The following is a 24,739-nucleotide window of genomic DNA, read 5'->3' as shown; positions in this document are numbered from 1 at the left end:
TTAATCCTGATCTCATTCGAAAATAAATTGGAGTAAATCTCAGTTGATTAACTGAGAGTTTTCCAATCAGAAAATATCTTATCCACAGTTTTCAATTCTGTTATCGTGGATATTTACACCAGTTTCTTTTGTATTTAAGTGCACTACTGCAGGGGCAGATAAGTCATGGAAATAGTTGCCAGAAGCTTCTATGTTTTTAAGAGTTCCCTGTAATTCCAGGCCTGCGTATCCACCGCCAGATGTAGTACATTCATTGTTTTTCATGACACCATTGATAACGGAATCGAATCTAACGGACGAATTAGTCCGGTTGATAAAATTACAATTCTTAACTGTGATGCCGTTTACATGATAGGCATATACACCATCGTGTCCACATTTGTTTACAGTTACGGAAGCTATCACTACGTTGCTGGATTGTGAAATGAGCATTGCATCATTACATCCATTCTGGAACGTAACATCCTGAATTGTTAATCCGTTGCAGTTTACTATAGTTGCCATGTTATAACAGGAGGTTCCGAGCCTGACACCAGAATAATAGTCGGACTGACTGCCATCAACAGTTATGCCTTTTATTGTAACGCCGCTTGCAGAACTGCCTCTAACCATAAGCATGGCTTTCTTGTCTGAAATACTGCTCTCACGCCCACCCCAGACAGGTAGTCCTTTGGCAAGCTTAATCTTTGTACCGGAATCTCCTTCAAGGACTGTGTTGCTGCCGATCCGAAGAGAATCACTTATATCATATGTGAACGGGCCTTTAAGGTGGACAGTTGTGCCCGGATTCTGTGCAGCAAATTCAAGAGCCTGGTTAATCTGGACATCATCGGCTTTTCCATCACAATTGTAGTCTCCACTTCCGTCTCCTGCAACAGTTACTACCTTTGTACTCTGAACGCCTAACGCAGCCGGTATAGTTGTTAAAATAAGGCATGTTACCAGGAATAGGGTTCCTAGTTGTCTTTTTTGCATCGTATCACCTTTGGGTTGGATTTTTATAGGGATTTAAGTGAAATCAAAAAACATACAGTAAGGTACTTCTTTCCCAAATATTCTCAAAATTTCATATTACGTACTCGTAATACTTACTTTTCCGAACTAATCTAATCAATTAGGGATTTTGACTTCTTGAATGGAATTTTCTGATCAGGTCGGATCTATACGGGTATTTAGATTCCTATTACGTCTGCGTAATATTTTTTGAACCTATCCAATTCGGTTCTCTGCTATTTAGCGGGGCGGACACGTTGCACACAGAGTATCCACTCTCCAATAACGTATATGGATTAGTCACTGGAGGTGGCCGGAAACTAGAAGTTTTTGCTTCTACAAATCAAAACTGCTACTGACCACAGGATAGTAGTCTTCTGGTCAATATCATTTATTTATCTAATACGGCCTTTAGCCAGATCAACTCTCCTTTTTAAAAAGGTCTGATTCATCATTATTGAATTTCTGAGCTGACACACGTGGTTATGTGATCTTATTATAAAATATTTTTGGTATTATATCAAATAAATTTATAAGTCCTATAAGTGTTTTACAATATTTTTAGTGTTTCTGGTCTTATATCTCTGGTTTATTGCTTTGTTTTTATACCATATTCATCAAAAATGTGTAATATACTAGAAGTTTAATTCCTTCTCGTCTGGCACTATGTGTAAGAGCCTGGTCAGAAAAGTCCCAGATTTTCTTATCCTCTGTTCCTAAAATAAAAAGGTAGTAAAATCCAATGAACATTGATATGTAAATTAAATTAGAATATATTTTACTTCTATAATTATATATTGCGGAATGCTTCTGTTTATATAATAATTAATATTATAAGTCAACATATATCAAATTATCAAATATATATTAAAATCGTATGGATTGTGCTGTTATAATAAAGTTAGAATAGCTTGGGGTTTTACTAACGGCATACGGTGGAGTAAAAGTGAAAAGGAAATTATTTTCAGTATCATTAGTTCTTGTATTTTTTATTTTGATATCGACAGTGGCTTCAGCTGAACAATATACAAAAATTGGCAGTGGGGCTGAGCCCGCTATCGATGATGGTAAAGTAGTGTGGACAAGTAATGGTGTTATTTACATTTATGACCTGAAAACCAAAAAAGAAACTACAGTTAACTCTTCCGCAGCATCTTATCCAGCGATTTCAGGCAATAAGTTAGTTTGGCATGACGAGAGCAGTGGAGTCCCCAGACTTACTGTATATGATATAAAAACCAGGTCGAGATCTCACGTCACAAAAGATGTAGACAACAGTAGTATTCCTGCTATTTGCGACAGCAGGATAGTATGGAGCGCAGATTCCTGTGTTTACATGCGTGACATATCTACATCCATGCAGATTAAAATCGCAGCTGGAAACAATCCTGATATCTATGCTAACAGGATCTCTTATGACTCTTATTCTACCGAGGACACGCCGCAAATTTATGTATATGACATTACTACTAAAAAAGCAATAGATGTCAGTCAGTATGGTGATAACATGTTTTCACATATTTATGGCGACAAAGTGATATGGTCGGATTTCTATAACCGACTGGGTAATATCCGCATGTATGATATTATTACCGGACAACAAACCGAAGTCACAACAGGGGATGACAAAACTGGTTATGATACTGGAGGTTCAACTGGCATAAGTGGCAAGAAGATTGTGTACTTGAAGCATGACAACCTTGCAAATATAGATTCAGGTGATTTATACATATACAATACGTATACCGGAAAGAGTAAACAGTTGACATCTGACAATACTGCACAAACCCCAGCTATATCCGGCAATGTTATAGTGTGGTCTGATTCTGGCAGTATCTGTGTGTTGAACTGTTGACAATAATTACAAGAATCAGCCGTAAACGCGAATCGCTGGAAACCGGACCCCAGAAATGAGATAACTCTAAAATGCATTCGTTGCAACTCAGACCATGTAAGAACTGGAAAAACATGCTGCTTTAATAGTGGAAAATACAGAAGGAGTCAACACTACTATAAAGAGTAAATATATTATAGTGAGGTAAAGTAGCATTATTGTGAAGTAAAGCAGCAAGTAAAGTAACGATTTCACTGCTTATATTTTTAAAATACAAACGTAAAAGGGGAGTAGTGATCTATTTCAGTGCTTTTTAATTAGAGTGCAAATTTTTGGTGTATTTCACTGACTTTCCTTTTCTTCAGCGCTTTCCTTGAGTCTTTTTTATTCCAAATTTAACTCCTTGAAGAGGTCATTTGCACTGCTCTTCAAGTTTATTTTCATTTATCTTTATCATTTCTTACTATATATCTACAGTTAATATTCACCTGAAAACTGCTGGATGTTCATCACATGCCATTTTCCAATATAAACCTTTTGCCAGTTCGAAAGAATACTTTTCTTCGAAAAAGCCCAGTTTCTTCCGTTTTCTTTCTCATGGCCTAAGTTAGTATATTTTGAAAATGCGGTTTCAAGTGCAAGTTTCTGGAAAAGGTTTTTAAGGTATTAGGACTTACGCACTTGAAGCACAAAACAATAACAGTAAACTCACAACTTTTTAAACTCCAATATTTAACTATGACGTTTACTATACTTGATTTTACCGCATAAGTGCGTAAGTCCCAGGTATGATTATCTTTCTTGAGCAATTCAGGTTTGAAAAGTTCACTATGAGGAAGATGAATCAACTATTTTATTACGATGCTTTTATATAACTTGTTTAATACAGTTAAATATATATAGATTCTTAAATACTGTTATGTGAAATTATAAGGTTTATAATTAATGTCTATTATAATGGATATTAATTATTATTTAAAAGAAATATTTTGGGGACAAAAAACGGACCCATTTATTTTAAACAGTAATCAGGAGTAACTTGAGATGAAGTTCGGAATTGAATTTGTGCCGAGCGATCCCGCCTTAAAGATCGCATATTACGCAAAGCTCTCAGAACAGCAGGGATTCGACCATGTCTGGATCACTGACCACTACAACAACCGTGATGTATACTCCACTCTTGCCGTTCTCGCCCTGAACACTAACAGTATCAAGATCGGTCCCGGTGTTACAAACTCCTACACTAGAAACCCCGCAATTACTGCATCCAGCATTGCCTCAATTGCCGAGATATCAGGCGGCAGGGCAGTTCTCGGCCTTGGACCCGGAGACAAAGCGACCTTCGACGCAATGGGCATTTCATGGAACAAGCCCCTTGCAACTACCAAAGAAGCAATCCAGGCAATCAGAGACTTTATTTCAGGCAAGAAGGTCTCCATGGACGGAGAAATGATTAAGTTTGCAGGTGCCAAGCTCGCTTTCAAAGCCGGAAATATCCCTATCTATATGGGTGCCCAGGGCCCCAAGATGCTTGAACTTGCCGGTGAGATCGCAGACGGTGTCCTTATCAATGCTTCCCACCCGAAGGACTTCGAAGTTGCTGTAGAACAGATTAAGAAAGGAGCCGAGAAAGCCGGCCGTGACCCGGGCGACGTTGATGTTACAGCATACGCTTGTTTCTCAATTGATAAGGATCCTGTAAAAGCGGTCAATGCCGCAAAAGTAGTGGTTGCTTTCATTGTTGCAGGTTCCCCTGATCTTGTTCTCGAGCGCCATGGAATTCCGGTCGAAGCCAAGGGCCAGATCGGTGCAGCCATTGCCAAGGGAGATTTCGGAGCTCTTATGGGTGGACTTGTTACCCCTCAGATGATCGAGGCCTTTTCTATCTGTGGAACTCCTGATGACTGCATGAAGAGAATCAAGGACCTTGAGGCAATCGGAGTTACTCAGATCGTTGCTGGATCTCCGATAGGTCCTGCCAAAGAGAAAGCAATAAAGCTTATAGGTAAAGAAATCATTGCAAAGATGTAAGTTTATTACATTCTGCATAAATTTTTTAATTTTATTAATTTTTTAATTTTTTTATTTTGTTTTTAAAAAACGTCTTGCCGGCAAGGCAAGTATATCAAGGTGTTGGAGGTAACTAATTGCCACCAAAGATTGCAGAAGTCATTGAACATGACGTATGCGCAGCCTGTGGAGCATGCGAGGCCGTATGTCCTATAGGAGCTGTAACTGTAAAGAAGGCGGCAGAAATCCGTGATCCAAACGATCTGAGCCTGTATGAGAAAGGAGCTGGGTATCTGGTCTGTGAAGGTTGCTTAACCTGCAGCAGAATCTGTCCAGTAGTAGACGGCTTTATTGAGAACGAGCTTGCAAATGTGCGCAATTTTTTTGCCGCAAGATCCAGGGAAAATGCTGGCAGCCAGGATGGAGGAGTTACCAGTGGCATCCTTAAATCTCTTTTCAAGCAGGACAAAATCGACTGCGCAGTAGGAATCACTCAAAACGAAAAATGGGAACCAAAAGTCGTTTTATTGACAAGTGCTGAAGATGTTGAGAAGGTAAGAGGAACCAAGTATACTTCTGACCCAGTTGTTGCAGCCCTCCGGGAGGCATTCGAAAAATATGATCGGATTGCAGTTGTCGGGGTACCCTGCCAGGCTCATTCTGCGCGCCTGATCAGGGAAAATGTAAGCGAGAAAATTGTGCTTATCATCGGACTACTATGTATGGAAAGTTTTTATCATGATGTAATGCTTGATAAAATAATCCCGGAGATTATGAAAGTCAAGATCGAAGACGTCAGGAAGATGGAGTTCACTAAAGGTAAATTCTGGGTCTACACCAGTGAAGGTGAGGTTCACTCCGTGCCTATCAAGGACGTAGCCAAATATTCCAGAAACCCCTGCCATCACTGCTGTGATTACACTTCAGTTTTTGCCGACATTTCTGTGGGCTCGGTTGGTGCTCCGGATGGATGGAACTCGGTCTTTATAAGGACAGATGTCGGAGAAGAATACTTCGATATGGTCCACGAAGAAATGGAGATTATGGAAGATCCCAAGCCTGGCCTTGAGCTTGTAAGAAAGCTTATTGATATGAAGCGTAAAAATAATGCTGAACATTTCAAAGAGGTCTGCAAAGAGTTCAGCTTTGAGACGGGAATCCGCGACGAAACTGTATGAAATTAGAATATATCAAGAATAAATAATAAATGCATTGTTGGAGGTTGAAATACGGGATGACACGAGCTTTTTATATTGGACGTTTTCAACCGTATCATTTTGGTCACCATACCATAATCAAGCAGATTGCGGAAGAAGTTGATGAGCTGGTTGTAGGCATAGGAAGTGCTCAGAAAAGTCACGAATCAACTGATCCTTTTACGGCAGGGGAAAGGGTTTTGATGGTGTACAACGCGCTTGAAAATCTTCCTATCCGACACTATGTTCTCCCTATTGAAGATATCAAGTATAACTCTATCTGGGTCCATCATGTTGCGTCCCGAACGCCTCATTTCGAAGTAGTATACTCGAATAATCCGCTGGTTATTCAGCTCTTCCGAGAGGCTGGAGTTTGCGTAAAACAATCTCCTCTTTATATCCGGGAAAGATACTCCGGAACTGAGATCCGGAGACGAATGGTTGCAGGGGAAAAATGGGAACACCTCGTTCCGAAGTCAGTCGTCGAAGTAATAAAGGAAATAGACGGAGTAACCCGCCTCAGGAACGTTTCTGCTAGTGATAACAATTCTTCGTTATAAGAATGGTTACTCGTATGATTACACACGATTGTTTGTCTCTATTTATGTATTAATTAATACTTTCTTCCACAATTTTAATTTTTTTAATAAGTTCACACAGTCAACAATCAAATGTAAACTAAAGAGATAATTTTTAATAAAAGGAATAGCTATTTCTAATTGTAAACTCTTAATACTTTTTCATACTGACATCGGATCGCTTTCGATGTGTTTTGTAATACTGCATCTCAACTTTTAACCTTAATTTGGCATATAAGGTTAATTACTGCAATTGATGCTATTACTGAGCACATTGAAGAGCATCTATATTTTCGAAGAAGTAAGAGTTAAATAAAAGCATAAAACAAATAGTTTATTTTTTAACTGTTTGTTAAGAAATAACGTAGAAAGATCATTCAATCATATGAAAATATATCTCCCTGATAAATCGGGGGTTTTAATCCGGAAGAGTATATTTTCATTGCCATGAAAATCGGATTTAAAAACCAATAATTTTGGAAATTTTTATGATTGAGTGTATACTATGGAGGGTATAAAATGCGAAAGATTGTATTTAAGACAATATGTATTTTCACATTAGTCTTTTTTGTCATGTCAATGACAGGAGCAGCATGCAGTAACAGTTGTAAAACAAAAACAGATGCGAGAAATGATTCGTATAGTATTAACCTCAAAAAATGTCCCAAAGTTACTTATTGCTTAAACACTGTACTGAAAAACGACAAAGGATGTAACCTTAAAGTTATAACTACAAAGACTATTACTACCAAACTGGGTGGTAAAGTGACAATGTATAGTAACGGTAAATTCTGCTACAAAGCACCATCAACATGTTGTTATAAAAAATGTTCTTGCACGGACACTTTCAACTACTGTGTAAAAGGTAAGGATGGAAGAAAAGATTGTGCAACCGTTACACTGAAACTCAAATGTGCTACCTGCTAAAAAATGCCCTCAGGCAGTTTTCCTGACTGTTGTAATGCAGTAATTTAAGGGAAAAGGAAGTTTTTTCCGGGGATTCAATCCCCATATCCCTTACCAATTTCCTTACCTTTTTAATTCACAATAGTTATGGAACAAGATCAATCCAATCAATTGATCCGGGTTTATATTCCGACAACTCTTCTTCACTGCCGCTTAAAATATGATCCATTATTTTTTCTATGTGCTGTTCTGTCTCTTCAATGCTCTTTCCTGTCGTGTTTATCTCAAAAACTTTCTTACACCATTCAAAGGCTTCAACCAGGATTACATCGAGAGCTTCGGCCTCAATATTTTCTCTTATTTTCTCTTCCGAATAGCCGCGTGCTTTCAGCCTCATTTCCAATTCAGGAGGGTATACCCTGAGTATAATCACGATGTCTGCGATGTAATGAGCAAGATGACTCTCAAGAATTATTACCTCGTTTTCCTTTCCACCAATAATCTTCTCAAGACGCTGCCTGACAAGTTCCATATCCGCAATAACCGCATCTCTCTTCTCATCGATCTCAGTGTAAAGATGCTCTTCTTTGATCATTTCGTTAAGATGGATTACTTTCCAGTGCCTTTTTCTTTCAAGAAACTTACTTGCCGAGGTTTTTCCAGTCCCTGGCGTACCGGTGAGTCCTATTAACATGGAGAACAGAATGGATTTATATCAATTATACTTAATGCAACCTTTAAAAATTATTTGAAAAAACATTTTTTACATAATACACCAGTCTAAATCTTCATGATACGCCAGTTTTATACCTTTCCGATACGTCAGTTTATACCTTTCGGGAAAAAGACTCAACAACATATTTCCAATCCAGAGATGTTAGCCCAAACCATTTTATTCTTTCAAAGTCCCAATAACAGGAAAGTCCTTAAACATTTCAGGCCCATGAGGTGCCTCGTCCATTTCTTCAGTAAGGTCTTTTCCTGCATCATGAAGTCCCTGGTGTGTGCCACTTTCCCATAAATAGCTGTCTGAAACATCATAGACCTGGCCCTGATAGGCAACATAAATCTTGCCATTTTTACCGTTATACTCTGCAAGTTCTTCAAGTGTGTATTCTTTCAATTTCCATCTCTCCACTCTAATTTAATAACTCATTTGACTAAAGCCTTCAGTTTCAATTGCAGTCATACGTTTAACATTCTTAACATCTCGTTAACCTCAGTAGTAGGAAGTTGACATTGAAAGTTCTGGCAGACGTACGCAGTAGCTTTTCCATCTATAGGAACCTGTTCTTCCGTATATTTTGCCAGCTTTGTAATTTCAGGATCCTTTCCTTCAGGTCTGAAAATCAGCACTTTATTAGGAATGAAGTACGTCCAGAGTTCTTCGAGCATCTGTCCAGCGTCCGGGGATTCATGCTTTCCGGCAATTACCACTTGATAAGCTGGACCCAGACCAAAATCAAGAGCTGATAAGAACTGCGTATATCCTGAAGGTATTTTTCTGATGAGTTTTGAAAAAGCACGCTCCAACCCTTGAGCTTTATCTTCCAGCTCGGAATCTGCAGTTATTCTGGAAAGTCTAAGAAGATTTAGCATCTCAACAGAATTTCCTGAAGGTATGGCTGCATCCGCAAACTCTTTTTTCCTGAAAATAAGTGACTCGCTGTCGTCAGCAGTAAAGAAGAATCCTCCCTGAGCGGGATCCCAGAAGTGATTAAGAAATTCTCTGTTGAGGCAAAGGGCTGCTTTAAGATAGTCCAGTTTAAATTCTGCCTCGTAAAGCTCCAGGAGTCCGTGGATCAGAAATGCGTAGTCGTCGGCAGTTCCGGAAATACCTGATTTTCCGTCTCGATATCTATGAAGCAATCGTCCATCTGGACTGTAAAGTCTCATGAGAATGAAATCCGCGGCTTTTTCGGCAGCTTTCAGGTATCTTTCCTCGCCAAAAGCCTGGAAACCTTTTGCAAGAGCTGCAATCATAAGTCCATTCCAATCAGTTAGAATCTTGTCATCTTTTGCAGGTCTTTTACGTTTATTTCGGGTTAACAGAAGTTTTTCTTTAGCCATTTTCACCCGACTCTCAACTTCGTCAGTGGGAATTTTCAGTTCGGCAGCAATCGATTCGAGAGGACGAGGCATATAAAAAATATTAGTTCCGGTTTTTTTACCTCTTATTTCTTCTTCAAAGTTACCTCTTTCGCTGAGATTAAACACCTTTGTAATCAGTTTCGACTCCTCGGGACTAAGAACCTTTCGGACTTCTTCTAAAGTCCAGAGATAGTACTTTCCTTCCTCTCCTTCTACATCAGCATCTTCCCCACAATAAAATCCACTTTCCTGAGATCTCAGATCTCTTAACACATAGTCAAGAATTCCTTCTGCTGCTTCCTTATACAGTTTCTTTCCGGTAACCTGATAAATTTCTGTGTATGCGGTTGCAATAAGAGCCTGGTCGTATAGCATCTTTTCAAAGTGGGGGACAATCCACATATTATCTGTAGAGTAACGGTGAAAACCTGAGCCCAGATGGTCATGGATTCCTCCCCTGTACATATTTTCCAGGGTATATTCAACCATATGAAGAGCTTCAGGGTTCCCACTGCGTCTCCAGTATCGGAGCAAAAAGAATATTTTGTGTGGGGTAGGAAATTTGGGAGCTCCGTCGAAGCCACCATATTCATTATCAAAGGAAGTAAGTAGCTCTTCGTAAGCTTCCTCCATTATTGACTCCCCTATGCCCTCTCCTGCTGACTCTGAGATCATATTCTGGATAGCAGATGTGATTTTATCAGCCGACTCAAGGACCTCTTCGTGCTGCCGGTTCCAGATCTCCTCTATTCGAGGCACAAGTTCAAGCATTCCTGTCTGACTAAAGCGAGAATTTTTAGGGATATAGGTTCCTGCAAAAAAAGGCTTCATGTTTGGTGTCATGATGATGTTAAGAGGCCAGCCCCCTCTTCCAAGAATAATCTGGCAGACCGTCATATAAACGTTGTCAATGTCCGGCCGTTCTTCGCGGTCTACTTTTATGCAAACAAAAGCCCTGTTCATGAGTCTTGCTATCTCTTCATCTTCAAATGACTCATGTGCCATTACGTGACACCAGTGGCAGGTGGAATACCCAATTGATAGAAAAATAGGTTTATTTTCTTTTCTGGCTTTCTCAAAAGCTTCTTCCCTCCAGGGATACCAGTCCACAGGATTATATGCGTGCTGGAGGAGATATGGGCTCTTTTCATTTATCAGACGGTTAGGTTTTCTGTAATTTTCTCCCAGTAAAATCCCTCCGGCTTTTCTTCAGGCTTTTATTCCTTGCCAGGCAAGTATTCTGTCTTTAAAGATTTTGGACACCCCTACGTTTTCCCTGACCAAGATTCTGAAATTCATCATTGCCTGCAAACCTGAAAGAGACGTCATAGCAGTTTTTTTATCTCTGATTTTCTCAGTTTCCAGTAGTTTTAAACGATACTGACGATGACTTTGTCCCGAATTTACATATCTGGTATGTTTCGATTTCCATGCTTTCTGAAAATAAGTCCTGTAGGAACGCAAATTTAACTTGTTAATAATATCCATTCTAACTCCCCTGATCTAAACCTATCTCCATAAATTTCATTCTAAATATGGCCAACTCTGGAACAGATTAATCTGTCCTCAATACAATGATATCCTCAATACAATGATATCCTCAATACAATGATAATTTTTCTCAAGCTTCTTGTAAGCCTTTAAACTGAAAAATTAGGTACAGCCAAATTTCCCCACTTTAAATACTTGTCTCCTGAATATCAATATATCGGTATTCTAAGAGAATTTATTTACTAGTAAATTAATAAGTCAGGTCAGGCTATTTTTAAAGCAATGTAGGTAGGAAACTTCCGAAATATGTAAATTCATTTCATTTTAAAGTTACCGCACTTTTGTTTAAAAAAAAGTTAATTAACTGACATGGCACTATTTTATGCTACTTTTTCTATATAGCTGCAGCTACTTGATATTTCAAGAGATTGCTTGCTTTTAAATGGACTGAGGTTGCCCAATCTCTTCGCTTTTTTCCTCACGAGTTCCCATTTCCAGGAAATTTACAACCTTTGAGACTCTATATGATTGCTCCTGCTTTTTTTCGGTTTCTCTGGCCTGATATACTCTGACCGAGCGAAGAAGGTCGATTTTTCGGAATTCTGGCCAAAAAGGAGCACAGAAGTAAGCTGCACAGTCACTTCCGTTAGCCTGCCAGGGAAGGAAATTTGAAACCCTTTCATCGCCTCCAGTGCGGATGACAAGATCCACATTTGGAACCGAGGCCCCTGGGGCCGGATAAAGATGTTTTGAAATTAGGCTTTCATTCACTTCATCAAGAGATAGTTTCCCATTGGAAATACAGCCTGCAATATCGCGGACTGCCTGAATGATATCCTGCCTGCCTCCATAGGCAATGGCAACGTTCAGGTAAAACTTCCCGTAATTTTTCGTTGCTTTTTCTATTTTTTCAATTGATTCATTCAGAAAAGCAGGTAATTTTGACCTATCTCCTATGACGCGAACCTGTGTCTCTTTTTCGTGTGTTCTTGGATCAGAGTAGAGTTTCAGTAAATTTTCGTTAATAACATTGAAGATCTCGTCGACTTCTTCTTCGGAGCGCTTAAAATTTTCTGTAGAAAAAGCGTAGAGAGTAAGCTGCTTTACCCCGATCTCATAACACCACTCAATTACTCTTTCTGTAGCTTCTCCCCCCATTACATGCCCGAAACTTGAATCCTTTCCCATTTGCCCTGCATACCTGCGGTTCCCATCCATAATCACAGCTATATGATGCGGAATTTCTGAATTCAGAATCTTTCTCTGAAGTCTTCGCTCATACTCATGATAAAATATACTGAAGATACGGTTTTTCAAAAGACGAAGTCCTGCACGAAAGATTCCCCTTCTCTTAGGTATAAAATTTAATTTTTTTATGCGTTTTCCTCCTGAAAATATCCAGATCTGAAAACTATCCGCGTAGATTTCTCGCTTAATAAAGTTTAATACCTTCTCTTGTCCAAGATATTAATATCTCTTTTGCTTAATAATTCTATTTATCAAGTCCATCCCAAAACCAATTTTGCCCTCAAATTAGTAAAACTTCAAAACCATTTTTGTGATCAGAAAATTGATTGATTATTCGGGACATGGCATTCAGAAAAGTAATTTTGAGTTTTGGGATCGGTTGTTGGACTGAGAATCTATGTCAGACGTAAAAATTTCATGCACTACAGTTCTCTTTGTTGAATTAAATTTTAGAAGCCTCCAGCCTTTCAACTTTATATATCTTAAGTAGATTGGAATTTTAAGTAAATTAGAGTATCTCGAAGCAAGATTCAAAGCCTGTAGTCACTCCATTCTTTTCGCTGCTTTAACAGAATCAGTAAGCAATTTCAAAATTGTTACCTAAAAACAGATAGCGAGAAGAGTGGCTCAGTAGTTTTCAAGCACAGAGCCAACAATGTTTTTATAACTTTCTTTTAGGGAATAGACGTTGTGATCTCCGGTGACATTTATGCTTAAGATCCCGAGCCTTGTATTCATAAGCCCGACCATAGCCGAGACTCCCCGGTAGCTTACCTCAAAATTTCCTTTATCCAGGTAATCGTAAACTTCACCGGTGGTGAACTTGTCTCCTGTCAGGAAGAGATTGAGCACAACCTTGCGTATCCCGTTTTCATCCCGGCCGAGATACTTAATCAATCTCGCTCTTACCCTTTCTTCCGCAGTTTGCAGTTTCGGACACCTCAGTTAATGATTGAATTGTATTGATTTAGCATTATATTGCTCACTATTCTTTTAATTCTAAAAAGTATGCGACCTCTTAGTAGAGGCGCTAAGAATCGAATACCCTATATCCTTATCGTTTATATATTTTAGGATTGCTTTTTTAAATTATTTATATAAAGTACAAATTTAATACCAATACATGAGTTTCAGCGCACTGTCAGCGACAGTAAATAATCCACGTTTTTCGCGGATTAAAATTCTCAGATCTCAATGTTTAAGAAAGTTTGAGAACTGTAAAGTATGTTAAAGAATTAGGAATAATTTATACGAAACTTAGCTATAAATCTAAGCATAAACGACAGAGATACATTACATAAAAGTGGAAATACCCCATATGGACAAGGTCCCTGCGGCTCTGGAGGTATTTTTAGACAAGATAGAGGTAAGGCAGGAATTTTTCTCGATCCGGCCTTTGGACCTTTATCCAGCAGACTTCCAATTAATAAAGAACATGGAATTTATATACTAAATTAACATATGTAAGTGGACTGCATGTACAATGAGTATTTAATGTTGCCTTTCTCCGTTTCTCTTGAATATATTCCTTATCTGTGGCAACAGAATGATGTTCTTGTTTTTCTTGTTGACCTGGATAATTATAATATATTCAATGCAAGTTACCTCAGCAGGATAGAACTGGAATATCTAGAGAAGCTGCAGACAAATAACTTTAAGAAAAGATATATTGTCTCCCGAACGGTTTTAAAACATATCATATGCAAGGTTGCTAATGAGCGATCCGCTTCCGAAATCTCCACATACAAAGATGAGAATGGGAAGGTCTGCGTTCTTAATCACAATGAACTATGCATTTGTATATCTTATACCGGGAGCCTTGCAGCTCTTGCAATCTCAAAGGTTGATGTTGGTATTGATATTGAACTTGCGAGAAAGCTGGTTCTTAAAAGCACTTTTAAAAACTTGTATAAGAAAATTTCACTCATGGACGAAATGGTAGGTGAAACCGATATTTTAAAAACATGGACTTTAAAAGAAGCCTATTCCAAGTTTTCAAACAAAAACATGTATCTTATTTTTAACAAAGAACTGGACATCAACAGCGTTAATCATTTAACTTATGTTCTAGACAACAAATATTTATTCTCTATTGTAACCCGTTCGGAGTCGCATATTATTGATATAAATCATCTTCAAAAAATTGACTGTAACTGGGACTGAAGATTTTCGATGAAATTTAAAGTTTAAAGAAGGATTTTAAAGTTCTGTACACTTTTTTCTATTTTTTGGGTTTATCTGTGCGCATGTGAATGCCCGATTGTCTGGATAGTAGACTAAATCTATATTTTTATTGAGTAATTAAGTTGTATCATCCTATGCATACGGATGCAGGCAATTGATTTTACTCACATTTTGTCTTTACCAGTGTTTTTGTCGGCCACACAGTAACTCAAATTATTTATATAGTTGTATTACGTAATTATCATTTGGTACTCACGTCATTATGGGCAGAAATGCGTTATTTATGACCACTGGTCCGTTGAACGAACACTTTGGGGGCAATAATACATGGAACAAATAAAGAATGATATAGTCGATTACTTAAAGGCTAATTCTTTTATGGACAGTAACAGCAGTTTGAAAGATAATGATTCTCTCACTCAAACCGGTATTATAGATTCCATTGGCTTGCTTGAACTTATGGACTATATCTGTGAAAAATATTCGATAGAAATTCCTGAAGATATGCTGACACCGGAAAACTTTGATTCACTGCAGGGAATTACTAATATGATAATCAAACTGGCGAAGTGAAAAGGTATGCGAATTGATGCGTATATCACTGAGTACGCCAGAAAGACTCCTCAAAACATTGCCCTGGAAGAGGGAAAAAGTTCAATTTCCTATAGCTGCCTTGACAATGATATAAATGCTATTGCTTCACCTTTAATGGATTTTAACCACTGCCGGTTTGCAATACTGGCAGAATCAGGCATGTTATATGTAAAAGTGCTCATGGCAGTATATCGATCTGCCAATATCGCAATTCCTCTACCTATAGAATTTCCTAAATTCAGTCTTGAAACAATTCTTGATGCTGCCCATGTCAACAATATCATTACAACTTATACACAGTACTCAAGATTTGGAGAAGACTTTTTTGAGCGTTTTGGAACTGTAATAGTTATTTCCAGCAATACTTTCGGAGAGTTTTTGTGCAAGAAGATTGAAACAGAAACGAATAATCCACAAATGCAGCTCGTCCTTTACACTTCAGGCACGACAGGTACCCCAAAAGGGGTCATGTTAAGTGACAGAAATCTGGTAGCAAACGCAGAGTCAATAGTAAAGGTACTCAGGATAACTTCCAGAGATAAAGGAGCACTGGTGATATCCCCACATCACGCTTTTGGAAATTCCATAATTAACTCCCATCTGGTATCTGGCAGCACAGTCAGGATTGGAAATATGAATTTTATAGACTCTGTTTTCAACCTTATAAGATCAGACGTATCCATATTTTATGGGGTACCCAGTACCTACCGTATACTCCTTCGATATCCGGATAGATTCAAAAAGGCTTTTGCAGGCGTTAGAACTGCTGCATCAGCAGGTGGAGGAATGGATAGGGATATTGTAAAAGACATAAGGGGATTAGCTCCAGATCTGGAGGTTCTACCAATGTATGGGCAAACTGAAGCTACGGCAAGGCTTGCCTACCTACCAGTAGAAGATGTGGATGAGTTCGTTGACACTATAGGAAAAGCAATTCCAGGGGTTATACTGGATGTCTTTGATTCCGAGTACAGACCAGCAAAACTTAACATCACAGGTGAACTGGTTGCTACAGGAGACAACATTATGCTGGGTTATCTGGATGATGAACTTGCCACTGAACAGAAAATTATAAATGGGTGGCTGCATACCGGCGATCTCGCACAGAAATTACTCAACGGATATATCAAACTGCTGGGACGCAAGGATGACCTTCTAAAAATCGGTGATCATCGCGTTAACCCTAGAGAAATTGAGAGAAACATAGAGGAAAATAACGAAGTATCCAGGGTTTTTGTCGTACCTGTGCACCATGAACTTATGGGGACCGCAATTAGCCTCATGGTCATACCTGCAGAAGGGACAGAAATTGGAAAGTTGTATGCATTCTGCCGAAAAAGCCTGCCAGGATATCTATGTCCAAGAGAAATACTATTCATTGATCACCTTCCCTTGAGCGAGAATGGGAAAATATCCAATCGATCCATCATAGAGGAGTACAAACATGTCAAAACTAGTGTGTAAAAAATGTGTTCTGGATTCCGAGATTCCAGGTATACAAATTAATGAGGAAACTGGCCTCTGCCACTTCTGTGCGACATATACTCCCCTTAGTTCACAGGAAAAAAATGAATATCTGGCCAGAATTGAAGAACTTTTTGAGCAGTATGGGGGAAAAGGGAACTACGATGTAGTTTATGCACTTTCAGGTGGGAAAGATTCGTCTTATACGCTCTACAAGCTCAAAAAAGACTATCCTTTCCTTAAGGTACTGGCTGTGCAGTTCGATAACGGGTTCATTTCGGAAAACGCAATAATGAATGCAAAAAAAATGTGTGAAATCACAGAATGTGATTATTTCCAGTTGACAATAGAAAAGAAAGTTCTATATGACACATTCCGAAAAGCTGCAGAGTCATATGATGCATTTCCAAGATTCGCCAAATATCGAGCCAGTGACATATGCAACATTTGCATCACTATCATTAAACAGAAGCTGATAGAGCAGGCCATTCTTCAAAAAGCGCCTTTTATCGTATTTGCCTTTACAGCTGGACAGTCTCCTAATCCCATAATCAACCTATCAGTCAATTTTATTCAGTGGTCCAGAAGCTTATTTGAGAAACAGCTTCAGAAAATAGGTATCGAGGATAAGGACGAAATTTTCCTCCTGAAACAAGAAGTTCTTGAGAGCATAGGTGAAAACTTTCCGAGTATTCTGCATCCTCTATGCCTTTGGGATTACAGTGAAGATAAAGTGCTTGAGACCCTGCTGAAAATCGGGTGGGAACTTCCGGGAATCAATGACAGCAATTCAACCAACTGTACATTGAATTCCTTTGCCTGTTATAACCATCTGAAGAAATATGGGTTTCATCCATATGCCTTCGACGTAGCAGGGCTTGTCCGAAGCGGGGAAATGTCAAGAGAAGAAGGTCTTGAAAAAATTAATCAGGAATTGTCACAGCCATTGATAGAAGAGGCCGCAAGAAAGCTTAAACTGAAAGTAAAGAAATCACAAAAAATACTCGTTAAAACTGAAAGTAAAGAAATCACAAAAAATACTCGTTAAAATTTGATTATAAGATAACGAGTTGAGGTAAAATAGGTAATTTAAACAGTGTAATTTGAACAGCGTAATTTGAACAGTGTAATTTGAACAGTGTAATTCTAAAGTATGATTATTTCAGGGGGAATGTTATGCAAGTCGCAGAAGAAATGAGCATGAATATAATAGAAGAACTCAATGGAAATATTGGGAATATAGCCTTAAAGCTCAGGGGTTTTATTAGAGATCAGGTAGCGAGTTTTAAGAAAAAAGGAGTTGTTATAGGGGTTTCGGGAGGAATTGACTCATCAGTAATACTTACACTATGTGTACAGGAACTCGGAAAAGAAAACGTATATGGACTTCTCCTTCCTGAAGAAGAATCTGCCCCTTCCAGTAAGGTTCTGGGAGCGGAGATCTGTGAAAGCCTTGGCGTGTCGTATGAAGAAGTGCCTATCTCTCCAATCTTGAGATCGCTTAATATCTATAATAAGAAAGAAAAGATTCTAAAGAGAATCTGCCCTGAATATGATGCCAGAATACATAAAACGTCGCTGGTACTACCTGATTTCCTTAACACTGGCCTGCTAAATGTTCCTTATATCTGTCTAGTAAACAATGGTGAAACTGTTGGAAAGTACCGGCTAAAAGCAACTGATTATCTTGAATTAATAGGATTACAGGGTGTCAAACAGAGATCCAGAATGCTTGTTCAATATATGTATGCTGAAACGATGAATTACGCAGTTTGCGGTACGACCAATAAGACCGAGACGGTCCTTGGCCAGTTTGTGAAATATGGGGATGGTGGCGTAGATCTTGAACCTCTGGCGGACTGCTATAAAGTTCAGGTTTATGCTCTGGGGAAGCTGCTCAATGTTAACGAAGAGATCATAAAGCGGCCTCCAAGTGCTGATACCTGGAGCCATTACACAACTGACGAGGAATTTTACTGGCGCATGCCGATTCAGATCATGGACCAGCTGTTGTATGCACAGGAGCACCGGCTGTCCCTGCAGGTAATTGAAAAGAGCACTGGGCTATCCAGAGAAACGATAGAAAAAGCTCAGAGGCATATCAATAGAATAAAAGATACCACAGAATATATACGAGCGGCACCGCCTGTTTGCTACATTAACAGGTAAATTGCAAAAGCACCTGTAAAAAAAGTTATACCGGTTAAAATACTGCTAAAATCAGGACTTCAGGGCTTTGCTTAAAATCAAGGCAGGGCTTTGTATGCAGCAAGTACCTGCCTGTAAACTACTGGAAGCCTTTCTGGCAGGATGCTTTCACACAATATCATTGTGAGAAAATAAACTTAATCACTAATCCAAAAGTGTGAATATGGATACAAGGGTCTCAATTGTTGAATGCCAGGACTACTCGAATGCTAAAGAAGCGGTAAAAGAAGCACTGAACCTTATAGGTGGGCTTGAGAAGGTTATAGTTCCTGGCAGCCGCGTGCTCCTCAAACCCAATGTGCTTTCTATACGTCCGCCAGAGGATGCCGTTACCACCCATCCGGCGATAGTGTCCGCTATGTGCGAACTTGTCTCAGAAGCTGGAGGCATCCCAGTTATAGGAGACGGGTCCGGTATTGTAAAACCCGGATCGACTACGACTTCGCAGGCGCTTAAAGTGTCTGGCATTGAGGGCGTTGCTTCCGATCATGGGGTTGAGCTTATCAATTTTGAGACTTCAGGTTTTGTTGAGGTTGATGTTCCGGGAGCAAGGCAGTTTTCTCATCTGTACATCTCAAAAGCTGTACTTGAGGCAGATATAGTAATCTCGCTTCCAAAGCTCAAGACCCATGAACTCACATTGTATACAGGGGCAGTCAAAAATTTCTTCGGCGCCGTACCTCAAAAAACCAGAAAACAAGTTCATTTCCTGGAAGACCGTCGCCGTTTTGGAGAAGCAGTTGTTGATATATATTCTGTTGTTAAGCCCCAGCTTGTAGTTATGGACGGGATAGTCGGAATGGAAGGAAATGGTCCATCCAATGGTACACCTGTCCTTGCAGGCGTGATTATGGCTAGTTATGACTGTGTAGCCCTGGATATTGTGGCCTCTGGGCTTATAGGAATCGATCCCTTAAAGGTCCCTACAAATAAAGCTGCACTCGAAAGAGGTTTCGGGACCGAGCATCCTGAAGTTGTAGGAGTACCTCTGGAAAAAGTAAAGGTCAGGTTCAAAAGCCCTGAAGGTGGAATAACTGCTTATATCCCAGCTTTCTTTATGAGAATCCTTAGAAAGCAGTTGGCTGTAAGACCCATTATTAACACTTCAAACTGTGCACTTTGCAAAGCCTGCGTTTCGAACTGCTCGGCACATGCCATCGAAGAAATAAACCGAACACTCAAAATTAACGAGGAAAAATGCATTCACTGTTATTGCTGCCGTGAACTTTGCCCCAACGATGCGGTAGAATTAAAAAAATCACTGCTTATGAAGCTTGTAAGCAGAAACAAAAGTTAATGGGAGAGTTGCAGTTAACGGAAAAGTCGTCTGGACGTCTGTTTATTAAGCAGGCTGGGAATTAATGTACTCAGCAGATTATCATTCTTAAAATTCATTAAGCATAATTATGGAAATTTAGTCATCTATCAAAATACCAATTGAAAGATAAATATAAATAATCTGATAAAAATAATTACAAACAATTTTAAAGATAAATGGTAAAAAAATTTGATTAAAAAATAGCATAGATAAGAAAAAATATAAAATAATTTTATAGGGAAATGGGGGGTATTCGCACGACTACTGCAGTGTCTAATAGAGACCAGGTAACCTTTTGCGAAATTGCGGAACATTACCACAGTAATAAACTTCTTTTTGGCATTAAATATTTTAAAAACTGGATTCTAGAACGGCTTGCCTCAAGCGCTCCCGTTCCTTCTTGGAGAACTAAATTACACAGGATGCGGGGTGTAAATCTCGGGGAGAATGTATATGTCGGTTATGACGTGATTTTTGATAGGATACACCCCGAATTAATTACGATAGATGATTATTCTGAAATCGGTGATAGGTGCATATTATCTGCACATACAAGAGGAAGTTTGACTACAAGGCAGGCATATCCGAGAACTATGGCTCCCATAAAAATCGGACGTGGTGTCTCTGTGAATCCAGGATGTATAATCACGCAGGGTGTTGAAATCGGGGATAACTCAATAATAGGGGTTGGATCCGTAGTTAACCGCAATATCTCTCCAAATAGTCTTGCTCTGGGCTATCCTGCAAGGGTTGTTAAAAAACTTGAAGGCGTAGGTGAACTTAAAACCTGATTTTAATACCTTAGGTATTTTATTTTTCTGCTTTGTAGTTTAGCTCAAAATCGTACTTACTCAGGGCAAAGAGTGCCATCATTATTATGGAACAAACAAAAAAGACCGACACAAAAGATGCCATCAAGTAATCAAAGATTCCGGTTCCCCGAAAACCCACGTCCATCATTGAAAATACACTGATTTTTTTCTCGTATAATGGATAAAGGTATTCACAGCCGCCTTCACTGATGTCATCGAGCAACAGGTGAGATGCAAATGCTGCCTCTGCAAAAAGTCCGAGATACATTGCCCTGCCAGGCTCCCTGTATTTAGCATATCCTGCAACGGTTCCGAACAGGACTGCGAGAAAACTGAATAAAAGTGAATGTGTTGGAATCGGGCCGGCCCAGCAATGCTCCATAGTACCGTTTATGAGCAGGCTGTGAATGATCATGATATCTGGAAATAAGGAACAGATACTGCCTACGAATAGCAGAAATATTAAATTCGTTAAGCCTTTATGAGAGAGCCCCCCTCGAAAAAACGATCTGACAGCAGCAAAAACTGCTACTGCACTTATACAGAATACGAAGAATAGCACATGTACAACCGGGTAGGGCATAAGAAAACACTTAGGATTTTCTAAAGGTAATGATTTTTAAATTTAGAGAGCGACTTATTTCATAAAAATTTTTAAATTTAGTTAAAGTTGGCACACATACTATTTAAAATTTTTTAAAACACTACGCCGGTAATATTTCTCCTTAAAAGAGAGTTTTGCAGGAGCTAATTAACTTTAAAGACGACTTATGAATTCAGGAATGAATTTTTTCCTTGCCTGCTTATTTGCCCGGAGACTGTCTTAAAGAAGAATTAGTTTAAGGAATTAGCTTAAAGAGGAATTAGCTCAACAAGCATTCCGTCTTCAAATGGGTATCTTTCAATAATGGTAAGCCTTGATCCGGAAGGTTCCAGTTCTTCTTTAATGTCTTCCTTTAACTCTTCAAGTACCCACCATGCAATCTCGATTTTTCCATCTTTTATTTCAAACAGTTCAGATGGGATTTCCATTTCCTGCAAAGTTTTTTCTGCAAGTTTCTGGTCTCCTCCTTCAATTACTCCGTATACCAGTGTACCGTCTTCAGTGATTTCGTCAAACTCTCTTGCAGTATTCTTTGCGATTCGCTGAAATCTTTTGCGGAGCTGGATTGCATCCTTATATATTGAGGAACAAAAATGGGTCTTTTTACATTTCTCAAAGGCAATCCCGGCAAATTTACAGGATCCGGCAGCCGCACTGGATGTGTCGGATTGAAGGCAAAAGCCATTTTTCAGCAGGGCTTCGGAGTTATTATCGGAAAATTCCAGTTCATTCAGATTAAGGAAAACTCCCATTTCTTCCGCAAAAGCTGAAACTTTTTCTGCATCTTCAAGGGCAGGAATCTCGATTCCGGCTTCGATTCCAAGCTCCTTTGCGTTTTGCAGAGAATTTGCGTATTGACTGTTTTTAAGATCATTCCAGCATTCCTGAGGCGGATGAAAACGGATTTCATCAAGTCCTGCATCTGCAAGCTTTTCAAGGACCTGCCTGCCAGGAGCCAGGGAAGTATAAAGATGGATGTGGTGCTCTATTCCGAAAGAAGCTTTGAGCATTCGGATGTAATGCAGGACTCTTTCAAGCTTCAGCAAGGGCTCTCCGCCTGTAATTCCTGTACCAAGAGCATCCATAAGCTCAGCTTCTTTCAGTAAATCTTCATCGCTGCTTATGAGCCTCTCATTCGCAAAAACAAGGTCTTTTCCTCGTCTTTTATCGGAAAGCGGACAGTAAAAACAGTTCTTAGGGCAAAGACCTGTTACGAAAAGGACCATTTTGGCACCCTCCTGGCAGAGTCTGCACCCTTCAGAAAGATAACTGTAAAAAGAGCCGGTTTTATCTTCAGTGAACTTTTCCATACCAGAACCTGCATATTCTTTTTTTATATATAACTTGTTTTTGTCTCCAGATTAAAAGTATGGAGACAGCTTTATAAAGGAGGAGCTTTTTTCAGAAACTAATATATTCATAAGTGCCAAAGGTTCACAAATGTCAGAACAAAATGGATACGTCGTGGTTTTCGGTTGTAAAAGGTGCGGAAAATGCAAAGATGTCTGCCCTGTGGATGCAATTTATGAGGAAAACGAGCTTTCAAAAATCGATCAAGATAAGTGCACCCGTTGTATGAAATGCATAGACGTATGTCCAAACAAGGCTATCATCTATATGGAATAAGGTGTTAATATAAAAAAATATGGAATAAAGTGTTATCATAAAAAAATTACTACTAATGTAGAGGGATTTCTATTAGTGTGAAGAAATTCCAGTTGAGGTGAATAAGATTTCAATTTATGGAAAAATTATAGATATTACAACCTCAATTTCCCCTCTTACACAGATTTTTCCTGGGGACCCGATACCTGAAATAGAGAAGGTCTTTACTATTGAAGAAGAAGGTTGTGCTGTTTCAAAGTTAAGTTTTGGAAGTCATACCGGCACCCATGTTGATGCTCCTTCTCATATCCTGAAAAATGGCCTGACTATTGACAAACTGGAACTCAAAAACCTCATGGGCAAGGCCCTGATTCTCGATTTTTCATCACAATCAGGTGAACTGACTGATTTCATCCTTGAAAAGGCCTTCCGGAACATGGGAGCTCCTGAAAATATCCCTATCCTACTTTTGAAGACAGAAGCTTTTTCCCGGAAACAAGGAAACGCATGTAAGGTTAGTCCCCCTGGCGAAGAGTCAGATTCTCAAAACACGGAGTCTGGGAAGGAAAAATCCGGCTCTGCATATCTTGACAAAAGCGGAGCAGCCTGGATTGTAGAAAAAGGCTTCAAGACGATAGGGATTGATAGTTTTTCTGTGGATAATTTTTATTCCGAAAACCTACCTGCCCATCATATCCTTCTTTCAGGTAATGTGAACATAGTAGAATGTCTTGAACTCAGTTACATAGAAGCCGGAACCTATTTCTTCATCTGCCTGCCCCTCAAAATTGAAGGTTGTGATGGTGCACCTGCAAGAGCCTTGTTAGTTACTTATTCTTGAATTCTCATTTTTGATTTTTTTTGTTTCAGAATATCCTTTCATCCTTCAAAAATGAGACATGGTATACCTTATCCCGTTCTGCATGACCAGCTCCAACACAAATTCTCCTGAAACAGGATACTCGATTAAAACTCCCGTTTTTTCAAGAGATAACGGCGTCAGAGAATTTTCCTGGCTTCCTGAGGGCATCCATATTCCTTCTGAATCCTTCTCACCTTTTATAAAGTATACCGGCTTTCCTTCAAGAAATAATCTCTTTTTAACTCCGTTTTTATACTGGTAAATAATGGTGTTGTTTTCAAGAACCCATTCCGAATCGTGCAGTTGCCCATTGCATTCGGGATCAGGGTCCACTCCGAAACTAATATACTTGACTGACGCAGGAAAGGTAAATTTGAGATTACACATCGTCCCTTCAGGACTGTAACTCTCAGCAGAATCTCGTGCATATCCTTCCTGAATTGAATGGATAGACAAAGAAGCGGCCTCAACCTGAGCTTTAATTTGCGCATCTTCCAGAACAGGATTCATGGTATGCCAGGCCTGAACTGCCAGAATTAGCACAACTGCAATCAGACCTAGATACACAACGATTTTTAGAGGAATAGTATCCGCAGCAGTGGTATCGGAAGCAAGATTTCTCATACACAAGTAACATGCTACACATAATAAAAAATTTTACCTATATTTTAAACAGATAGTCATTGGTTAATAGATCACCTTTAACAATGGACAAAATTTGATTAAAACATCTTTTTGATT

25 protein-coding genes are annotated in these 24,739 nt (G+C 39.1%); 15 read left to right on the top strand and 10 right to left on the bottom strand.

The features are described from left to right. Positions 1-78: 78 nt before the first annotated feature. Entirely contained in the window at positions 79-975 is an 897-nt protein-coding gene (locus MSBRM_RS14280; RefSeq protein ID WP_048121312.1) for a right-handed parallel beta-helix repeat-containing protein, read from the bottom strand. Positions 976-1,939: 964 nt separating this feature from the next. Here MSBRM_RS14280 and MSBRM_RS14275 point away from each other — a divergent pair. From MSBRM_RS14275 to MSBRM_RS14255, 5 genes are all read left to right on the top strand, one after another. Beyond that, a complete protein-coding gene (locus MSBRM_RS14275) occupies positions 1,940-2,848 on the top strand; it encodes a TolB family protein (RefSeq protein ID WP_052712907.1) in 909 nt (302 codons plus the stop codon). Between the two features lie 1,023 nt (positions 2,849-3,871). Continuing rightward, complete coding sequence (gene mer, locus MSBRM_RS14270; protein ID WP_048156121.1) at positions 3,872-4,858, top strand: 5,10-methylenetetrahydromethanopterin reductase; 987 nt, start codon at positions 3,872-3,874, stop codon at positions 4,856-4,858. Positions 4,859-4,974: 116 nt separating this feature from the next. Continuing rightward, positions 4,975-6,015, top strand: coding sequence for a F420H2 dehydrogenase subunit FpoF (gene fpoF, locus MSBRM_RS14265; RefSeq protein WP_048121309.1), 1,041 nt, complete (start codon positions 4,975-4,977; stop codon positions 6,013-6,015). 56 nt (positions 6,016-6,071) lie between these two features. Further along, complete coding sequence (locus MSBRM_RS14260; protein ID WP_048156118.1) at positions 6,072-6,593, top strand: nicotinamide-nucleotide adenylyltransferase; 522 nt, start codon at positions 6,072-6,074, stop codon at positions 6,591-6,593. Positions 6,594-7,130: 537 nt separating this feature from the next. Further along, positions 7,131-7,538, top strand: a complete 408-nt coding sequence (locus tag MSBRM_RS14255) for a hypothetical protein (protein ID WP_048156116.1) — start codon at positions 7,131-7,133, stop codon at positions 7,536-7,538. Positions 7,539-7,662: 124 nt separating this feature from the next. On the opposite strand, the gene MSBRM_RS14250 is transcribed toward MSBRM_RS14255, so the two are convergent. From MSBRM_RS14250 to MSBRM_RS14225, 6 genes are all read right to left on the bottom strand, one after another. Then, positions 7,663-8,211: an adenylate kinase family protein gene (locus MSBRM_RS14250; protein ID WP_048121304.1), complete on the bottom strand. Its 549-nt coding sequence runs from the start codon at positions 8,209-8,211 to the stop codon at positions 7,663-7,665. A 198-nt stretch (positions 8,212-8,409) separates the two neighbouring features. Then, entirely contained in the window at positions 8,410-8,640 is a 231-nt protein-coding gene (locus MSBRM_RS14245) for a cytochrome b5 domain-containing protein (protein WP_048121302.1), read from the bottom strand. 62 nt (positions 8,641-8,702) lie between these two features. Further along, a complete protein-coding gene (locus tag MSBRM_RS14240) occupies positions 8,703-10,718 on the bottom strand; it encodes a thioredoxin domain-containing protein (protein WP_329957087.1) in 2,016 nt (671 codons plus the stop codon). Between the two features lie 99 nt (positions 10,719-10,817). Then, positions 10,818-11,096, bottom strand: a complete 279-nt coding sequence (locus tag MSBRM_RS14235; RefSeq protein WP_048121299.1) for a hypothetical protein — start codon at positions 11,094-11,096, stop codon at positions 10,818-10,820. A gap of 441 nt (positions 11,097-11,537) precedes the next feature. After that, on the bottom strand, positions 11,538-12,416 hold the full coding sequence (uppS, locus tag MSBRM_RS14230; protein WP_176722143.1) for a polyprenyl diphosphate synthase: 879 nt from the start codon (positions 12,414-12,416) through the stop codon (positions 11,538-11,540). Between the two features lie 558 nt (positions 12,417-12,974). After that, positions 12,975-13,244: a DUF2551 domain-containing protein gene (locus tag MSBRM_RS14225; RefSeq protein WP_048109002.1), complete on the bottom strand. Its 270-nt coding sequence runs from the start codon at positions 13,242-13,244 to the stop codon at positions 12,975-12,977. 421 nt (positions 13,245-13,665) lie between these two features. Here MSBRM_RS14225 and MSBRM_RS21800 point away from each other — a divergent pair, with 421 nt between their 5' ends. The 8 genes from MSBRM_RS21800 (at position 13,666) to MSBRM_RS14190 (ending at position 20,906) form a co-directional block, all read left to right on the top strand. Next, positions 13,666-13,800 (top strand): hypothetical protein, encoded by a 135-nt coding sequence (locus tag MSBRM_RS21800; protein WP_255361944.1) that lies wholly within the window; start codon positions 13,666-13,668, stop codon positions 13,798-13,800. A gap of 23 nt (positions 13,801-13,823) precedes the next feature. Continuing rightward, positions 13,824-14,510, top strand: coding sequence for a 4'-phosphopantetheinyl transferase family protein (locus MSBRM_RS14220; RefSeq protein ID WP_048121294.1), 687 nt, complete (start codon positions 13,824-13,826; stop codon positions 14,508-14,510). A gap of 348 nt (positions 14,511-14,858) precedes the next feature. Next, complete coding sequence (locus tag MSBRM_RS14215) at positions 14,859-15,104, top strand: acyl carrier protein (RefSeq protein WP_048121293.1); 246 nt, start codon at positions 14,859-14,861, stop codon at positions 15,102-15,104. Between the two features lie 6 nt (positions 15,105-15,110). Next, positions 15,111-16,589 carry a class I adenylate-forming enzyme family protein gene (locus MSBRM_RS14210; RefSeq protein WP_048156106.1) on the top strand — a complete coding sequence of 493 codons (1,479 nt, stop codon included), beginning with the start codon at positions 15,111-15,113 and terminating at the stop codon, positions 16,587-16,589. Further along, on the top strand, positions 16,570-17,637 hold the full coding sequence (locus tag MSBRM_RS14205) for an adenine nucleotide alpha hydrolase family protein (RefSeq protein WP_048121289.1): 1,068 nt from the start codon (positions 16,570-16,572) through the stop codon (positions 17,635-17,637). Before MSBRM_RS14210 ends, MSBRM_RS14205 begins: the two co-directional genes overlap by 20 nt. A gap of 128 nt (positions 17,638-17,765) precedes the next feature. Continuing rightward, the gene (gene nadE, locus MSBRM_RS14200) at positions 17,766-18,758 is read left to right on the top strand and encodes an NAD(+) synthase (protein WP_141706455.1); all 993 of its coding nucleotides are present in this window, start codon (positions 17,766-17,768) and stop codon (positions 18,756-18,758) included. Positions 18,759-18,960: 202 nt separating this feature from the next. Beyond that, positions 18,961-20,094: a DUF362 domain-containing protein gene (locus MSBRM_RS14195; RefSeq protein WP_048121285.1), complete on the top strand. Its 1,134-nt coding sequence runs from the start codon at positions 18,961-18,963 to the stop codon at positions 20,092-20,094. A 263-nt stretch (positions 20,095-20,357) separates the two neighbouring features. Beyond that, positions 20,358-20,906: an acyltransferase gene (locus MSBRM_RS14190; RefSeq protein ID WP_048121283.1), complete on the top strand. Its 549-nt coding sequence runs from the start codon at positions 20,358-20,360 to the stop codon at positions 20,904-20,906. 19 nt (positions 20,907-20,925) lie between these two features. On the opposite strand, the gene MSBRM_RS14185 is transcribed toward MSBRM_RS14190, so the two are convergent. Together MSBRM_RS14185 and MSBRM_RS14180 are read right to left on the bottom strand one after the other, a co-directional pair. After that, positions 20,926-21,510 carry a metal-dependent hydrolase gene (locus tag MSBRM_RS14185; protein ID WP_048121281.1) on the bottom strand — a complete coding sequence of 195 codons (585 nt, stop codon included), beginning with the start codon at positions 21,508-21,510 and terminating at the stop codon, positions 20,926-20,928. A 269-nt stretch (positions 21,511-21,779) separates the two neighbouring features. Beyond that, entirely contained in the window at positions 21,780-22,841 is a 1,062-nt protein-coding gene (locus MSBRM_RS14180; protein WP_048156101.1) for a radical SAM protein, read from the bottom strand. Between the two features lie 130 nt (positions 22,842-22,971). On the opposite strand from MSBRM_RS14180, the gene MSBRM_RS19715 reads away from it, so the two are divergent. Then, a complete protein-coding gene (locus MSBRM_RS19715) occupies positions 22,972-23,157 on the top strand; it encodes a DUF362 domain-containing protein (RefSeq protein ID WP_080941574.1) in 186 nt (61 codons plus the stop codon). Between the two features lie 97 nt (positions 23,158-23,254). Next, positions 23,255-23,977, top strand: a complete 723-nt coding sequence (locus MSBRM_RS14175) for a cyclase family protein (RefSeq protein WP_048156099.1) — start codon at positions 23,255-23,257, stop codon at positions 23,975-23,977. Between the two features lie 45 nt (positions 23,978-24,022). Here the strand turns inward: MSBRM_RS14175 and MSBRM_RS14170 are convergent, their stop codons facing one another. Next, positions 24,023-24,622 carry a hypothetical protein gene (locus tag MSBRM_RS14170; protein WP_048156095.1) on the bottom strand — a complete coding sequence of 200 codons (600 nt, stop codon included), beginning with the start codon at positions 24,620-24,622 and terminating at the stop codon, positions 24,023-24,025. Positions 24,623-24,739 lie beyond the last annotated feature (117 nt).

Source organism: Methanosarcina barkeri MS (genome assembly GCF_000970025.1).
Classification (GTDB): Archaea; Halobacteriota; Methanosarcinia; order Methanosarcinales; family Methanosarcinaceae; genus Methanosarcina; species Methanosarcina barkeri.
The sequence above is the reverse complement of the archived record's forward strand: the minus strand, read 5'-3'. Positions and strand labels throughout refer to the sequence as shown.

Bases quoted from the DNA above. Each gene is read 5' to 3' on its own strand.
- MSBRM_RS14235 (WP_048121299.1), bottom strand. From the start codon at position 11,096: ATGGATATTATTAACAAGTTAAATTTGCGTTCCTACAGGACTTATTTT.
- MSBRM_RS14280 (WP_048121312.1), bottom strand. From the start codon at position 975: ATGCAAAAAAGACAACTAGGAACCCTATTCCTGGTAACATGCCTTATT.
- MSBRM_RS21800 (WP_255361944.1), top strand. From the start codon at position 13,666: ATGGACAAGGTCCCTGCGGCTCTGGAGGTATTTTTAGACAAGATAGAG.
- MSBRM_RS14215 (WP_048121293.1), top strand. From the start codon at position 14,859: ATGGAACAAATAAAGAATGATATAGTCGATTACTTAAAGGCTAATTCT.
- MSBRM_RS14250 (WP_048121304.1), bottom strand. From the start codon at position 8,211: ATGTTAATAGGACTCACCGGTACGCCAGGGACTGGAAAAACCTCGGCA.
- MSBRM_RS14255 (WP_048156116.1), top strand. From the start codon at position 7,131: ATGCGAAAGATTGTATTTAAGACAATATGTATTTTCACATTAGTCTTT.
- MSBRM_RS14260 (WP_048156118.1), top strand. From the start codon at position 6,072: ATGACACGAGCTTTTTATATTGGACGTTTTCAACCGTATCATTTTGGT.
- MSBRM_RS19715 (WP_080941574.1), top strand. From the start codon at position 22,972: ATGTCAGAACAAAATGGATACGTCGTGGTTTTCGGTTGTAAAAGGTGC.
- MSBRM_RS14180 (WP_048156101.1), bottom strand. From the start codon at position 22,841: ATGGAAAAGTTCACTGAAGATAAAACCGGCTCTTTTTACAGTTATCTT.
- nadE (WP_141706455.1), top strand. From the start codon at position 17,766: ATGCAAGTCGCAGAAGAAATGAGCATGAATATAATAGAAGAACTCAAT.
- MSBRM_RS14185 (WP_048121281.1), bottom strand. From the start codon at position 21,510: ATGCCCTACCCGGTTGTACATGTGCTATTCTTCGTATTCTGTATAAGT.
- mer (WP_048156121.1), top strand. From the start codon at position 3,872: ATGAAGTTCGGAATTGAATTTGTGCCGAGCGATCCCGCCTTAAAGATC.
- MSBRM_RS14205 (WP_048121289.1), top strand. From the start codon at position 16,570: ATGTCAAAACTAGTGTGTAAAAAATGTGTTCTGGATTCCGAGATTCCA.
- MSBRM_RS14220 (WP_048121294.1), top strand. From the start codon at position 13,824: ATGTACAATGAGTATTTAATGTTGCCTTTCTCCGTTTCTCTTGAATAT.
- MSBRM_RS14210 (WP_048156106.1), top strand. From the start codon at position 15,111: ATGCGAATTGATGCGTATATCACTGAGTACGCCAGAAAGACTCCTCAA.
- MSBRM_RS14190 (WP_048121283.1), top strand. From the start codon at position 20,358: ATGGGGGGTATTCGCACGACTACTGCAGTGTCTAATAGAGACCAGGTA.
- MSBRM_RS14195 (WP_048121285.1), top strand. From the start codon at position 18,961: ATGGATACAAGGGTCTCAATTGTTGAATGCCAGGACTACTCGAATGCT.
- MSBRM_RS14170 (WP_048156095.1), bottom strand. From the start codon at position 24,622: ATGAGAAATCTTGCTTCCGATACCACTGCTGCGGATACTATTCCTCTA.